Here is a 13773-nt window from a genome sequence, read left to right on the forward strand (position 1 = left end):
AAATTTCGATGCATGATATTACTTTCGGCAGTACACGCGACCACATCATGAGATATTTTTCCTGACGTCATAACAGTTGAAGAAGAAAGTATTTGTAGTCATAAATTTGCGTATGATGCAAATATACTCTTAAGGACGTTGAAGTTATATTACGGGTGCATTACGGGTGTGAAGTTCATAAAATATCTTGCAGACGGGTTATTAAAATGTAATAAGTGACACGATTAGGTTTTGAATAGGATATAAAAAACCTGTTTTGACTAGGTGCTTAGGAGTTTGAAAGAGCTTCGTTCGAGGCGTAATCTCGGGGGTTTTGGAGGGGGTGTGGAGGAACATATATATACAGAAGATAACGCCCAAAACTTTCATGATGAAGTAATTATTTTGTGGTCTAACACCGTATAAACATTGAAATATTTGACGGTGATCTGCACATACACGGATAAAAGTTGTAAGTCCAGTTTGACGAATGGGCGTGTCGCCCTTCTAATAGTTATGTAGGTTTATTTGCAGAAACATCTTTCATGCCCAAAAACTATAAATCTACAGAGCCAAAAAGATTCGTTTGCACACCAACGAATCACCGCAGACTCATCTAGCCAATGAGAACACGGAAGGAAAAACTATGGGTTCATACACCTGTGCTGGGTATTCACGCCTGAGCACCGGTATTGCCGGTGAACGCACAGGCGGAACCCGTCAACATACTATGCAAACCGCGCAATCCCTAGAAGAACAAGCAAATATGTTCCTGAGCGTTGCCGACGCAACCACTGAGGAAGGCAGCTTTGCGGCTTCCACAGTTGAGGTAGGCAACATGTTTACCTGCGTCGAAGGCCTCGATATGTGGGCCGCCGCCGCAGGCATGTACGGAACTGAAGGTGATGACGGAGAGCTCGCCTGGCAAACTGATGCGCTGTGTGCCCAAACCGACCCAGAAGCCTTTTTTCCTGAAAAAGGAGGGTCTACTCGTGACGCTAAACGCGTCTGCGAATCGTGCCCCGTTCGTGAAGAGTGTCTAAAATATGCAATGGACAATGATGAGCGCTTCGGAATATGGGGCGGTCTCTCAGAACGCGAGCGTCGTCGGCTACGTAAGCAGGCAAGCTAAGGCGCTAGGAAGGCACAACAGTACCAATGCAGAAAGTTAGACACTGCTCCCGGCAGACCTGTCAACATGAAGCCACGGTGACCCTCAGCTACTCATACGCTGACTCTACGGCGACAATCGGACCGCTGTCCGAGTACCGCGAGCCACACGCTTACGATCTTTGCGATTATCATGCGGCACGATTAACCGCACCGCAAGGATGGCGAGTCGTCTACACGGTGGAGCTTAGAGCTGAACGAACCTGAGGTACTGCCAGCCTCTCACAACCTTCATAGGAACCTTCCGCCGCTCAGCGGAAGGTTCTTCTCCTATGAAAATAGGACAAACACCCTATCTATACCACTCTATTCAGAAAAGACACCTATGGCACAGGAAAGTCACAGCGGTACCGCATCCTCAGGGCAGAGAGCCTGGGACGCGCTGCGCTCCGCGATCGGCACCGAAACCGTTGAAGAAGCGGCGGCGCGTGCTTCCGCCCCCGCAACACAAAGAACACCCGAATCACTGCTGGGAGCATCGGCACAGATGTACACCGAAGCTCCGGATTTTGCAGACAACCCCGATATTCCCAGCGATCGAGCATCCGGCGCACATGACACGAGTCAGCAGGAAGGGGAAAGCGTAGGGCAGCGGGTACGTACCTATACCAGCGTCTCAACCGGGTTTGTTCCTCTTATCCGTGAGGCAAAGGGATCTCCGAAACACCCCACGCTCAGTACTTTAGTGCAGAAGTTTGACGAGAAAAAGAACGAAGAAGCGGCTCCGGCTGAAAAGGCAGCTGCGCCGGATACACCCGCCTCAGAACCCAGTCAAGATGCCGATAACAAACCCCAAAAATCCACCCTAGTGACCGTGGAGAAGGGAACAAAAATCTCAACCGGCTCGCTGAGTTCACGCCCTAAATACCGCACGCAAACAACTCGTACCGTTGAAACCTCAAATACGTGGGAAGAAGATGCAGCACAAGAAGCCGCCGCCGAACGCCCACGCCTGCTCAAGCTCCGTGCCGCCCTCATCACGGCAGCGGTACCGCTCCTCTCGTTTATGGTCGCTATTCGGGCTGTCGCATCCGCACCATTCCTCTGGCTGGAATACCGCAGGCCCGGATTTCCCGAAGACAGCTACGGATTCGACCTCGCCGAACGCATGCGGTTAGGCTCCTACGGGCTGGACTACGTGACCAACCTAGCCCCCGAAGACTACCTGGCGAAAGCCACCACCGGACCGGCAAACACCCCGGCATTCCTCCAGAGTGAAATTCAGCATATGCACGACGTCAAACGAGTCTTGCTCTTCGCAACCATCGCCGTGGCGGTATTCTGCGTGCTGGCCTTAATCGGCAGTATTTCGCTGAAGGAGCGCGCCCCCGGCACTATTCGCCGCAGCCTGTACACTGGCGCTTGGGCTACCGTTATTATGCTCGTGGTGCTAGGTATCATAGGCGCTACCAGCTGGGAATGGCTCTTTACCACCTTCCACACGACCTTCTTCCCGCAGGGCAACTGGCAGTTCCGCATGAGTGATACGCTCATTCGCCTATACCCGCCGCAATTCTGGATTGATGCTGCGCTCGCCATTGTGGTGATAACCTTGCTGATAATCGGTGTGCTGCTGGCGTTCACCTGGCCCACACGGTACCGCCTCGTGAAGGAAAATCGGTACTACAAAGAGCGCTACCAGATTCGCCAGAAAATCAAGGCGATGCGCGCCGAACGTGACGGCGACATCGAGGCTTAGCGGGTACCCGGCACACGTCCCTACGGCATAAAAAGGCTCTTGAGGTGAACAAATCGTTGTTTCTAACGCCTGTTCACCTCAAGAGCCTTTTTCGTACGGCATCCTGATTGGACCCGGGTTATTGGGGAATGCCGCCGCTAAATCCAGGTCGGAATCCACATATGCCCGTACCACTGCTCATACGGGATAACCTGCCCAGTCCACAGAGGCCAGAAGTATGCGCTCACCAGTAGAACCGCCGTCAGGTATACACCTACGCACAAAACGCCCACGCGCACGCGTCTGACGGAACTGGTACGATTCCCCAAAAGTACGCCCAAACAACCCGCCAAGAGGATGAGGAGGAAAGGCTCAAAGGAGAGAGCGTAGAAGAAGAACATGGTGCGGTTCGGGTAGAGGAACCACGGCAGATAGCCTGCGGCGAAAACCAGCAAAAGAGCCCCAAAACGCCAGTCGCGCTTCAGGATAAAAATGACTAGGGCGAGAATTATCGCCGGAATAAACACCCACCAGATCAGCGGGTTACCAATATTGAGGATCGCTTGCGAACAGTTGAGCGCCGTGCATCCTTTTTCCCCAAACTTTGGCGCCTCATAGTAGTACGACGTCGGGTGCCCCAGAATAAGCCACTGCCAAGCCTGCGAAGCGTAGCGATGTTCACTGCTGAGCCCCGAATGGAACTTAAACGCGGATGTATGATACTCCCAGAGTAGGCGCAAATCCTCGGGAAGCCACTTCACAGCACCCGAATCGGGGAACTGATTACTCCAGTGGCGGTAGAAAGCGTTTGACGACTTAAACCAACCAATCCAGGTGGTCAGATAGACGATAAGACCCACGCCAATCATCTGAATAAACGCAGGAATACCCTCTCGAATCAGAGCGACAAGACCCCAATTTTTCAACCCTAGAATGCGCCGCGCATTCATATCCCAAAACACCGTCAGCACACCCATCGCGGCAATAAAGAACAGAGAGTTCCACTTCACCGCTACGGCGGCACCGGCGCATATACCGGCGGCAAACCGCCACAGGTGCAGACCAGAGCCGGGGCCGAAAACAACCTTCTGCAAGCCCGACTCGCCGTGCGCATCCACAATCTTCATAACATTCGCCGCGAGCCTTCTACGCGCTGTTTGTCGGTCAAGAAGCAGACAGACAAAAGTCGCTAAAATCCAGAACATCTGGAAAATATCGAGAAGCGCCAGACGGGATTCCACAAACATCAAACCATCAACGGCGCCCAACAGCGCAGCGATAGAGGCCACAGTGACAGAACGGAACATGAGCCACCCGGCAACCGCCAGAAGCGCCACCGCGAGCGTACCAATAATCGCGGCACTCACACGCCAACCGAAGGCGTTCTCACCAAAAATCGCCATTCCCCAGGCAATCATCCACTTACCCAGGGGCGGGTGCACCACATACTCGGGGCTATCCGGCAAGATACCGCTAAAATCCCCCGAAGCGAATGCGTGATCCACGCCGCTCGACCACGAAACTTCATATCCGTAGTGCAGGTACGAATAGGCGTCCTTGGCATAGTAGGTTTCGTCAAAGACAATTGCATTTGGGTGTGCCAGGTTATAAAAACGCAGCACACCCGCTAAGAGTACAATCAGGGTCGGTGCAAGCCAGCCCCAACGGGGCAGCGAAACACGGGCGACGCCCAGAGCCTCGAAAAGATTCGACAGAGAGTACTGCACTCTGGACTTCGTAAAAGAAAGACTAGCGGTTAACATCACCTATCAATCCTATAGGGTGTAAGCCTCCACGTCTTCTTGACAATACCTGAAACCACAAAAACCTGGCTCACACCATATATAAAATCTATAAAACTACCCCGACATCATGCGGAACTAAGCGCTATGGCGGCATAGAGCACCTCCGAGATGAAAAGCACACACGATACACTGGGGGAGTGAGCGAAAACGAAATGTATGAGCGCGATACACAAAGTACCACCTCCGCCGATAGAACAACGCAGCCCCTAGCGTCTGATGAGCGTGAGGAAGGTATTCTCATCCTCGGCGGGACCCCCATCGGCAACCTCTCAGACGCCAGCGACCGGTTACGGCAGACGCTCACTACCGCCGACGTGATCGCCGTCGAAGACACTCGAAAGCTCCGCACCCTTGCCTCCGGGCTGGGGGTGCGCACCACGGGACGAATTATCGTAAATCACGACCATAACGAGGCGGAACGCAGTGCCCAGCTCGTGCAAGCGGTCAGCGACGGGAACACAGTTCTGCTGCTCTCGGATGCCGGTATGCCAACCATCTCAGACCCCGGCTATGTTGCTGCATCCGCCGTTGCCGCCGCCGACCTGTCGGTGACCGTGATCCCCGGTCCCTCGGCGGCACTGACCGCGCTCGCGCTCTCGGGACTGCCCACCGGACGGTTCACCTTTGAGGGGTTTCTGGCGCGTAAAGGCTCAGAACGTACAAGAAGGCTGAACTCCCTGGCGGCGGAAGAGCGCACCATGATTTTCTATGAATCGCCGCATCGTGTAGACGCCACACTCACAGATTTTGCCCGGGTTTTCGGGGGAGAACGGCGTGCCGTCGTATGCCGCGAACTCACCAAATTGCATGAAGAAACCCTGCGTGGCACCCTGAACGAACTCGCTGACTGGGCACACGCAACCCAGGTGCGCGGCGAAATCGTGATTGTGGTTGCTGGCGCCGAGCCTCCCGAAACTCCGCAGGCGCAAGACGTAGTAAGTCTCGTCCTCGAACGGGTGGATGCGGGGGAACGCCTCAAAAATGCGTGCGCCGCAGTCGCCGCCGAAACGGGTGCCTCCAAACGAGAACTCTATGAAGCCGCCCTCGCCGCTCGAAATGCAAACGTATAAACACACCTCAACACAGCCCACAGGAGAATACCGTGTGCCATAGCCACTCCGAGCAAACCGAACTCACCCAGGAATATTTAGACTCCCTTGCAACCTTGGCACACTATAAGATGCCGAGCGAAGAAGAACTGACGGCGAGCGTGCTTCCGCATGGCTGGCAGATCGAAGAAGGGCAAACTCCCGCGCCCTACCGAGCCGAGCTTTACCGGGACGAGACCGGGGGAGGCATAGCACAGGAACCTTCGGGTGAAGGCACCCGACGCCGCTCCACGAAGGGCGATGACGGACGGTCCCGCAACCTTGTGTTCCCGCCTGCACCCGAGCCTCTGCCGTACGCCATCGTCGATAACCACACTCATATGGACCTGCTTGATGGCGAAGTAGAAATTACTGCCCGGGATGCCCTCGATACCGGAGAAAAACTCGGCATAGGTGCCATTGTGCAGGTCGGCTGCGATATTCCCTCCTCGCTGTATGCGGTTGCCGCCGCCCGCGCCGACCGGCGGGTTTTGGCGGCGGTTGCCGTTCACCCCAACACCGCCCCCGAACTGGAATCCTCCGGTACCCTTGATGAGGCTCTGGAGACCTTGGATGTGCTCGCCGCCGAACCGCGTGTGCGAGCTATCGGAGAGACCGGGCTCGACTATTTTCGCACCGGGGAAGAGGGCACCGAGGCCCAGCAGCGCAGCTTTCGCGAGCATATTCGCCTGGCGAAGAAGCACGATCTGGCGCTTCAGATTCATGACCGGCAGGCGCACGATGATGTAGTGCGCATCCTCCTTGAGGAGGGCGCCCCCGAGCGTACTGTATTTCACTGCTACTCGGGCGGGGCTGAACTGGCTCGCATGTGCAATGAGCAGGGCTGGTACATGAGCTTCGCCGGAACCGTGACCTTCAAAAACTCGAAGGATATTCAGGAGTCGTTGCGTATGGCACGCCCTGAGCTGATTCTTGCCGAGACGGATGCGCCTTTTTTGACCCCGCACCCGTTTAGGGGCCGCCCGAATGCCTCGTACATGACGAACTATACGGTGCGGTTCATGGCGGCGCACCGCGAGCAGAACCTAGAAGACCTGTGCCGAATTATCCGCGCGAACTCGATGCGTGTCTACGGCAGCTGGGGACTTGAGGGGGTCTAGACGATGGTAACGATCAGTGCATAAGGTATAAGTATTTTTTGTGCCACCTTTATCGAAGCCTGCATGAACTATCACGCGTATATGCTATTATGGTAGATGCTATATCTCACCTTTTAAGGCTTTACCTCATAATTTCTGGAGTAAATTCTGTATTTGTGTGATATGGCATCCCGATAAATAGTTTTCTATCCCGTAACGTATCAATAGCATGTTAATGTGAGAGAACTAGGGTAAAGCCGTGTCAATCATTTCTTTTTCAAAAAGAATAAAACATTATATATGGATTAATTATGTCAAAGATGGCGCGGGGATAGATAAGATGCGCAGTTGGTATTCGCAGAAAAACCCATATTCTTATGACCTTGAGAAATACACTCATCGTATTGGTGATGTTGTTGTGCCAAACTCTAGTACCTTCTCTGTTAATCACTTATTCTACGATTCCCAACTTCCTAAAGATAATCTTCGAGATGCCCCTAACCAGATATTTGTAGTGTGGACAGGAGATAACGAAATAACGCCTGCCCGTCGGAAATCACTTAATCTTATTCGCTCCACTAACCCTGAGAGTAAAGTTATTCTGGTGACTCCAGATAATCTGGATGACTATATAGTTCCTGGGTATCCTTTACACCCTTCATACGTGAAGTTGAGCTACATTCAGCGTTCCGACTATATGCGTGCCTACCTGATGCACCATCACGGTGGTGTCTATATGGATATAAAACCTATGGATAAGCCCTGGTTACCTCTTCTTGAGGAGCTTAATGCTACCCCAGATATGTGGGTGATCGCGCCGCATGAAAAAAATTCCCGGAATTCGTCACCAGCAAGTGGGGTATTGGGGAAAGACCAGCGTAACTACTATAGGTCGATTGTGAATATGTCTGCTTATGCGTGCAAACCATACAGCAGGTTTACCGATGAGTGGATTTCTGAAATACATCGCCGTATGGATTACTTTTCAACCCTTTTAGAGGGGCGTTATAACTCTCAAGCATTTGAATATATGCCAGAGTATCCTGTCCCCTGGTCTGATTTATCAGGGAATATTGTGAGTCCATTAAGCTTGAAGTATAAAGATAATATAAAAACTATTGCAGGTATGCAATTTGAAATATATTCCGGTGGATACCGGTAAATCATTGTCACATCAAATATAAAGAGGGAAAATGAAAAAATATGTTGTTGCTCTTAAAGACGAAAATCGTCTTGAGTATTTCTTCAGTGCTCCAGGGGGCACTGGTTTTGATATATTTTGGGGAGTAGATGGGCGTGCTTTACCTATTCCTGGGGAAAGCCCTGAATTTGATAACATCTATTTTGAGAAGAGAGCAGGCCGTCTAGCCCGTCCCGGGGAAGTAGGATGCGCCTTGAGCCATACTTACGTGTGGCGTGATTTTCTAAAAAGCGGGGAAGAATGGGCACTTGTTGCTGAGGACGATGCATTGATACACGCCTCCATTGATGAAATTGTTTCTCGGGTTATTGAAAAATCTCTCAGTATTGGCGTGGTGAATTTTGCGGATGGCTGGTCCACCCAGATGGGTCGTATGAATGCCCGTACCCCTTACCCCCGGTTGTCATTGTTTTCTCCGTTTATTTGGGGTCGTCACCGTTTAGGGTACTGCGCTAACGACTGGACTGCCTGTACAGGACTGTATCTGATCTCTCGGTCGGCGGCGCAGAAAATTATTGAGCAGATTGATGCGCGCGGCTCACAATACTGGCTAGCAGATGATTGGCCCCTTTTCGCCGCTGATTTTGGGGTGGATATTAAGGTTGTGCAGCCAGGACTGTGCGGTTGGACAGGAAATAGTCTTATCGAGGAAGACGGGACGCATTTTGTGTACCATAAAGCAAACCAGACAAAAAAACAGCCGCTCCTCAATAAGCTGCGGATTTACGCCGCGCCCAAGGCCCGGCTGAAGAACGCCCAAAACATCGTCAAATCTACTCTCTGGCAGATACGGAAGAAACGCAGAGTTCTCAAGTAACTACCCGCACCAGTGAGCGGCGTCCTTCGACCTAGACCTGCAACCTTCCGTAGAATAGATAGGGTGAGAGAAAATCTGAGCGATAAACCCCTGCTGGGTCCTCAAGAAATCCGTGACCTTGCCGCGCAGCTGGGCATTCGCCCTACAAAGACCCTGGGGCAGAACTTCGTGATTGACCCGAATACTATTCGTCGCATCGTTGCCGCAGCGGATATTACCGACGACGAAACCGTGCTCGAAGTCGGCCCCGGACTTGGCTCTCTCACTCTGGGGCTAGCAGATGCCGCGCGCCAGGTTGTAGCGGTTGAAATCGATCCGCCATTGGCGCAGCAGCTACCGCATACTATCGCCAAATTCCGCCCCGACAAGGCACAAAACGTTAATGTGGTGCTTATGGACGCCCTCAAGGTGACTGAGCTTCCCCACACGCCGGATGCGCTGGTCGCTAACCTGCCCTATAACGTGGCGGTTCCGGTGCTTCTGCACCTCTTCGCGCAGTTCCCGAGTATCCGCCATGCCTTGGTGATGGTGCAGGATGAAGTTGCCGATCGTCTGGCGGCGAAACCCGGCTCTAAGATTTATGGGGTTCCTTCGGTGAAGGCAAGCTGGTATGCTGAGGTCTTTAAAGCGGGGGTTATTGGTAAAAACGTATTCTGGCCCGCCCCGAAAATTAACTCCGGGCTTGTGGGATTCAGGATGCGCCCGCAGCCGCTCGCCGATATTGACCGCGACGAAGTCTTTACCGTGATTGACGCGGCCTTCGCCCAACGGCGGAAGACCCTGCGGGCCGCGCTTGCTTCGTGGGCTGGTTCCGGTGCTCGTGCCGAAGCGATCCTGACCGAGGCGGGTATTACTCCTACTGAGCGTGGCGAAAAGTTAGATATTCATGGGTATATTCGGATTGCCCAGGCGGCGCATCGGGTGCCAGCTTTAGTGGCGGATGAAAGTTAAGACCGGGAAACCGGAGATGGATAAAGAATGCATGTTCTAGAAACTCGGGCAAAAGCGCCCGGCAAAGTAAATCTCTATCTTGCCGTGGGGAACCCCCGCGAGGACGGCTACCATCCGCTCGCCACGCTCTTTTCTTCGGTCAATATCTACGAAACCGTAACCGCACGCGATGGTCAGAAACCGGGAATTACCCTGAGCCTGGATATTGTGTCCGAATCCCTGGTCGATCAGCAGCACCGCTCCGGAGAATTTGATCTAGCCGAGGTGCCGTTGGACGAGTCGAACCTGGCGCATCGTGCAGCCGTCTCTATGGTGCAGGCGCACGGGCTTACCGTGAACGATCTGAACCTGCACCTGCATATCGATAAGGCCGTTCCCGTGGCCGGGGGCATGGCAGGTGGCTCGGCAGATGCCGCCGCCGCGCTTCTTGCCGTCGATCAGTATCTCTATGAGAAGCGGCTTACCGAACGTACCCTCGGACTCGAAGAGCTGCTTGCCCTGGCTGCGCCTTTGGGTGCCGACGTGCCTTTTGTGGTGCGTGCCGCGTTCCCGCTGGGCGGGTTAGCCGTGGGGGAGGGCACCGGAACCGAGCTGCACATCGTGGAGTTGCCCGAAGACATGATTCCACTCGATATTGTGTTGGTCGCCGCCTCAGAAGGACTCTCGACCCCGCAGGTATTTAGCGAGCTTGATGAGGGACGCGCCGCCGGGCGTTACCCCGAAGCTGGCGAGCTGCAGGTTCCTTCGGGGCTGCTGCACGCGCTAACCCAGACGGAGGCGCCGATTGCACGCATCCACGAAATTGGCAGGCAGCTTCGCAACGATTTGCAGGGACCAGCCGTGACCCTAGCTCCCGATCTTGAAACTATTTTGACCATGGATAATGAGAGCATGGTTGAGGCGTTTGTCTCTGGGTCAGGGCCTACCGTGGCTATTCTTGCGGAGGACGCGACCGCAGCTGATGAACTCGCCGCAGCACTTCGCCGCCGAGGCCGTCACGCGATAGCCACACAAACCCCCGCGATGCTCTAATTCCTTATGAATAGTCCCTTATTCCTCTGTAATAGGCGCAGTATCCAGCCGCAGCGGCTTCGGAATACGCTTGAGAATGCGGTACTGAAGAATACCCTCCAGCGCCCCAAGGTTACCGCCCGCCAGATACGCCGCCCGAAAACGGGTTGCAGGGTTTATAAGCTTAGGGGCCTGCCGCAGAACCTCCAGGATAGACGCCTTCGTGCTGGGACCGCGCATTCCATGCTGCCGATAGTGCACCCACAGCAGTACCTTGTATTTTTGGTAGGCGCGCTGCTGATGAAAAATGCGTTTAGGTTTATCCCGCAGAATATAGTGCAGAAGCGGCCCATGCGTAAGCGCCGCCGGAACGCCTGCAAGCTGCACACGCCAGGCAAAATCGGTCTCTTCGGAACTCTTATATGAAGAATCCATACCCCCAGCCTCAAGATATACGCGGCGAGGAATCGAAAAATTACCCCCGGCAACCGTCGGCAGAAAACCAGCATAGGGGGTGAGCTCATCGTCGTAGAAAATCCTGGTGCGTGTGCTCAGAGTCTTCTGATCATCGCCGGGTTCAAGACCGTAAGCCCGCAGAACTTCGGGAGTATTGACCCGATCATGAAGCAGAGACCCGCTTGCTATGACAGGGGAATATAGGTTTTGCACGTACAGATGCGAAACCACCCAGTCAGGTTCTACAAGATCATCGCCATCGCAGAAGATAAGGACATCACCTGCGGCTTGTACCGCCCCCATATTGCGGGCGTGGCTGGCTCCGCCACGCTGGGATGCATCTATTACCCGCAGGGGATAGGGGGCACTGTAGCTTTCGACCACGGTGCTGGTACTGTCGGTACTGCCGTTATCGCAAATGAGCACCTCAAAACTAGGGTTACCGGTTTGGGCTGCGAGTGCATCAAGCTGCTGCGTAATGTAGTTGGCGCCGTTATACACCGGAATGATGACGGATGCCGCTACGGGCTCGGGATGAGTCACGACCGGTCTCCTTTCACCTGCTCGGCTACCGGGTACGAGTTCCCTTCGGTATCAAGGTCACGGATGCGCCGCGCCGGAACGCCCGCATACACGCCATGAGGCGCACAATCGTGCACCACCACGGCACCGGCGGCAATCACGCATCCTTCGCCGATCGTAACCCCGGCGGTAATGACAGCGTTTTGCCCCACCCACGTGCCGTTTTTGATGTGTACGGGACGAGTAATATTTGCTCCCGCGCGCTGAGCGGCAGAACCAAATTCATGGGTGTCGGCAAAAATGGTGACGCGCGGCCCCAGAAAAACATTATTTCCCAGAGTCGTATGCGCGCCCACCAAAGTTTCTTTATTGACAAAACAATTCGTGCCCATTACGACCTTAGGCATAATAGTGGAACTAGGATCGCAATATGTTCCGGCACCAAAAACAATGCCATTTTTGGTGAGTTCACGTCGTTTTTGCGCATTTGTGCGTTCTCGCCGCATAAGATGCAGGCGGTATTTCAAATCTTTGAGTTTCTGAATCATGAGAATTCGTGTGAGTGAGTGTGACCTATGCGGCTCTACCACCGTGGCAAGCCCGTCTGAAGATATTGTAGCCTACCTGCAGGCGGCGGTCAGCGGAGTGTTTTTTGGTAGGGAGCAATGCGAGAGTGTTTTCTTTATACGGGATCAGTTTATGCACATCCACATGAAGAAAACGCTCCCGGAATTTATGGTGCACTGAGTATTGCCTCCGTGTCTCTCAATAATCTGTGATATAAAACCCACTCCGTCATGGTGATTACCAAGTATCCCGGACGATACCTAAAAACGTATATACTAAGTGGTATATCGCGCGGTGTGATGACGCACATTTTGCATAGTTCAGGTCAAAATTACGCGCGACCTATTCCCGCTCGAACTCGCACGAAATGAATACCCCATGCCCCACGACGTAGATATTATCGTAGGCGTTCCCGAAGGCGCCGGGTGGGCGCCCATCCATGAGATGGCGCGCCTGATGGCATCGTACTTGGACGCGCGCATCGTCACCCCTGACCCGAGCGCATCGCTTACACCCGCCACCAAAATTCTGGGGCGCCTGCCGCGTATTCCCGGCGGAAGACGTACCGCCCTTGTTATCGCCAGCGACCCCGGACAGCTTTACGCTATCGCGCAGCCACGCCTCGCCGCACGACGCTATGCTGGGGTTTACGGGTGGGTTATCGATAGTTTCTGGGATGACCGCATTCCCGCCATCGCCACCAACGGAACCTATAACACCGTTTTTGTCGCGGACCGCGACGACGTGCACGATTGGCGCAGCGCCGGGGTTAAAAACGTGCGGGTGCTTCCCTGGGGTGCAGACGTGTGGAGTAGATTCGATGAGCATCTGGAGCATCCGAAAACCACCGATGTACTTCGCGTGGGGCGCCAACCCTCCGCCTATGACGATGATGAACACACCGCAGAGCTTGCCCGGCAGGCTGGAATAACCTTCGCTGGGCGCCCGCCGTTCGGTACAACCGATCGTGAATCCGTCGAGTCTTTGCAGAGAGCGCTCGCGGACGCCAAGTTTGTACTGGCTTTTAGTACTTTGGTGAGCCCCGCATCGTACACGCACCCAAACAAGGAGTACATTACCGGGCGTTGGACGGACGCGCTCGCCCACGGGGTGACCGTGGTGGGGCAGGTGCCTAAAACCGAAAGTACGCGCGAGATATTGTGGGATGGAGCGACCGTCGATATTGACCCGCAGGATGCTCGCGCCGGGCTGAATGCGGTGGCGCAGCTTATGAGCGAATGGACACCTGAGCAGAGTCGAAACCAGGTGCGTATGGCGCTGCAAAGACTGGATTGGCGGCACCGTTTCACCGAGCTATTTCAGGCTGCGGGTTTGCGCAGCCCCCGGCTGGATGCGGACCTAAAGGCTATGGCTGCGGAACTTGCGGATGCTTCCCCGAGTTTATAAAAAGAGCCTTGATAGTGAATG

General features: G+C 54.1%; 13 protein-coding genes. 10 read left to right on the top strand and 3 right to left on the bottom strand.

Going from position 1 to position 13773, the window contains the following annotated elements:
• Positions 1-625: 625 nt before the first annotated feature.
• The 3 genes from HMPREF2981_RS11015 to HMPREF2981_RS02690 all read left to right on the top strand — a co-directional run bounded on the left by HMPREF2981_RS11015 (position 626) and on the right by HMPREF2981_RS02690 (position 2848).
• A complete protein-coding gene (locus tag HMPREF2981_RS11015; protein WP_013398598.1) occupies positions 626-1111 on the top strand; it encodes a WhiB family transcriptional regulator in 486 nt (161 codons plus the stop codon).
• A gap of 26 nt (positions 1112-1137) precedes the next feature.
• Positions 1138-1356, top strand: a complete 219-nt coding sequence (locus HMPREF2981_RS10540; protein WP_080974329.1) for a DUF3499 family protein — start codon at positions 1138-1140, stop codon at positions 1354-1356.
• A gap of 118 nt (positions 1357-1474) precedes the next feature.
• Positions 1475-2848 (top strand): TIGR01906 family membrane protein, encoded by a 1374-nt coding sequence (locus tag HMPREF2981_RS02690; RefSeq protein ID WP_070660609.1) that lies wholly within the window; start codon positions 1475-1477, stop codon positions 2846-2848.
• A gap of 137 nt (positions 2849-2985) precedes the next feature.
• Here the strand turns inward: HMPREF2981_RS02690 and HMPREF2981_RS02695 are convergent, their stop codons facing one another.
• Entirely contained in the window at positions 2986-4590 is a 1605-nt protein-coding gene (locus HMPREF2981_RS02695; protein ID WP_048754415.1) for a dolichyl-phosphate-mannose--protein mannosyltransferase, read from the bottom strand.
• Positions 4591-4769: 179 nt separating this feature from the next.
• Between HMPREF2981_RS02695 and rsmI the strand changes: the two genes are divergently transcribed.
• The 6 genes from rsmI to HMPREF2981_RS02725 all read left to right on the top strand — a co-directional run bounded on the left by rsmI (position 4770) and on the right by HMPREF2981_RS02725 (position 10821).
• Positions 4770-5702, top strand: a complete 933-nt coding sequence (rsmI, locus tag HMPREF2981_RS02700) for a 16S rRNA (cytidine(1402)-2'-O)-methyltransferase (RefSeq protein ID WP_083313841.1) — start codon at positions 4770-4772, stop codon at positions 5700-5702.
• Positions 5703-5734: 32 nt separating this feature from the next.
• A complete protein-coding gene (locus HMPREF2981_RS02705) occupies positions 5735-6841 on the top strand; it encodes a TatD family hydrolase (RefSeq protein ID WP_070660614.1) in 1107 nt (368 codons plus the stop codon).
• Positions 6842-7079: 238 nt separating this feature from the next.
• Positions 7080-7982, top strand: a complete 903-nt coding sequence (locus HMPREF2981_RS02710; protein ID WP_048751341.1) for a capsular polysaccharide synthesis protein — start codon at positions 7080-7082, stop codon at positions 7980-7982.
• Between the two features lie 31 nt (positions 7983-8013).
• Positions 8014-8838 carry a glycosyltransferase family 25 protein gene (locus HMPREF2981_RS02715; protein ID WP_048751342.1) on the top strand — a complete coding sequence of 275 codons (825 nt, stop codon included), beginning with the start codon at positions 8014-8016 and terminating at the stop codon, positions 8836-8838.
• Positions 8839-8901: 63 nt separating this feature from the next.
• Positions 8902-9789 (top strand): 16S rRNA (adenine(1518)-N(6)/adenine(1519)-N(6))-dimethyltransferase RsmA, encoded by an 888-nt coding sequence (gene rsmA / locus HMPREF2981_RS02720; RefSeq protein ID WP_246824122.1) that lies wholly within the window; start codon positions 8902-8904, stop codon positions 9787-9789.
• A gap of 27 nt (positions 9790-9816) precedes the next feature.
• Complete coding sequence (locus HMPREF2981_RS02725; protein ID WP_070660615.1) at positions 9817-10821, top strand: GHMP family kinase ATP-binding protein; 1005 nt, start codon at positions 9817-9819, stop codon at positions 10819-10821.
• Positions 10822-10839: 18 nt separating this feature from the next.
• Here HMPREF2981_RS02725 and HMPREF2981_RS02730 read toward each other — a convergent pair whose 3' ends face one another.
• On the bottom strand, positions 10840-11799 hold the full coding sequence (locus HMPREF2981_RS02730) for a glycosyltransferase family 2 protein (protein ID WP_070660618.1): 960 nt from the start codon (positions 11797-11799) through the stop codon (positions 10840-10842).
• A complete protein-coding gene (locus tag HMPREF2981_RS02735) occupies positions 11796-12326 on the bottom strand; it encodes an acyltransferase (RefSeq protein WP_048754410.1) in 531 nt (176 codons plus the stop codon). The genes HMPREF2981_RS02730 and HMPREF2981_RS02735 overlap by 4 nt, the downstream gene beginning before the upstream one ends.
• Positions 12327-12723: 397 nt before the next feature.
• Between HMPREF2981_RS02735 and HMPREF2981_RS02745 the strand changes: the two genes are divergently transcribed.
• Positions 12724-13752 carry a glycosyltransferase gene (locus HMPREF2981_RS02745; RefSeq protein WP_070536221.1) on the top strand — a complete coding sequence of 343 codons (1029 nt, stop codon included), beginning with the start codon at positions 12724-12726 and terminating at the stop codon, positions 13750-13752.
• Positions 13753-13773: the final 21 nt, after the last annotated feature.

The organism is Rothia sp. HMSC069C01, from assembly GCF_001814655.1.
Lineage (GTDB): Bacteria > Actinomycetota > Actinomycetes > Actinomycetales > Micrococcaceae > Rothia > Rothia dentocariosa.

Excerpts from the sequence above, each read along its gene's own strand:
- HMPREF2981_RS02745 (WP_070536221.1), top strand. The coding sequence starts at position 12,724 with ATGCCCCACGACGTAGATATTATCGTAGGCGTTCCCGAAGGCGCCGGG.
- HMPREF2981_RS02695 (WP_048754415.1), bottom strand. The coding sequence starts at position 4,590 with ATGTTAACCGCTAGTCTTTCTTTTACGAAGTCCAGAGTGCAGTACTCT.
- HMPREF2981_RS02690 (WP_070660609.1), top strand. The coding sequence starts at position 1,475 with ATGGCACAGGAAAGTCACAGCGGTACCGCATCCTCAGGGCAGAGAGCC.
- HMPREF2981_RS02725 (WP_070660615.1), top strand. The coding sequence starts at position 9,817 with ATGCATGTTCTAGAAACTCGGGCAAAAGCGCCCGGCAAAGTAAATCTC.
- HMPREF2981_RS10540 (WP_080974329.1), top strand. The coding sequence starts at position 1,138 with ATGCAGAAAGTTAGACACTGCTCCCGGCAGACCTGTCAACATGAAGCC.
- HMPREF2981_RS02715 (WP_048751342.1), top strand. The coding sequence starts at position 8,014 with ATGAAAAAATATGTTGTTGCTCTTAAAGACGAAAATCGTCTTGAGTAT.
- HMPREF2981_RS11015 (WP_013398598.1), top strand. The coding sequence starts at position 626 with ATGGGTTCATACACCTGTGCTGGGTATTCACGCCTGAGCACCGGTATT.
- HMPREF2981_RS02735 (WP_048754410.1), bottom strand. The coding sequence starts at position 12,326 with ATGATTCAGAAACTCAAAGATTTGAAATACCGCCTGCATCTTATGCGG.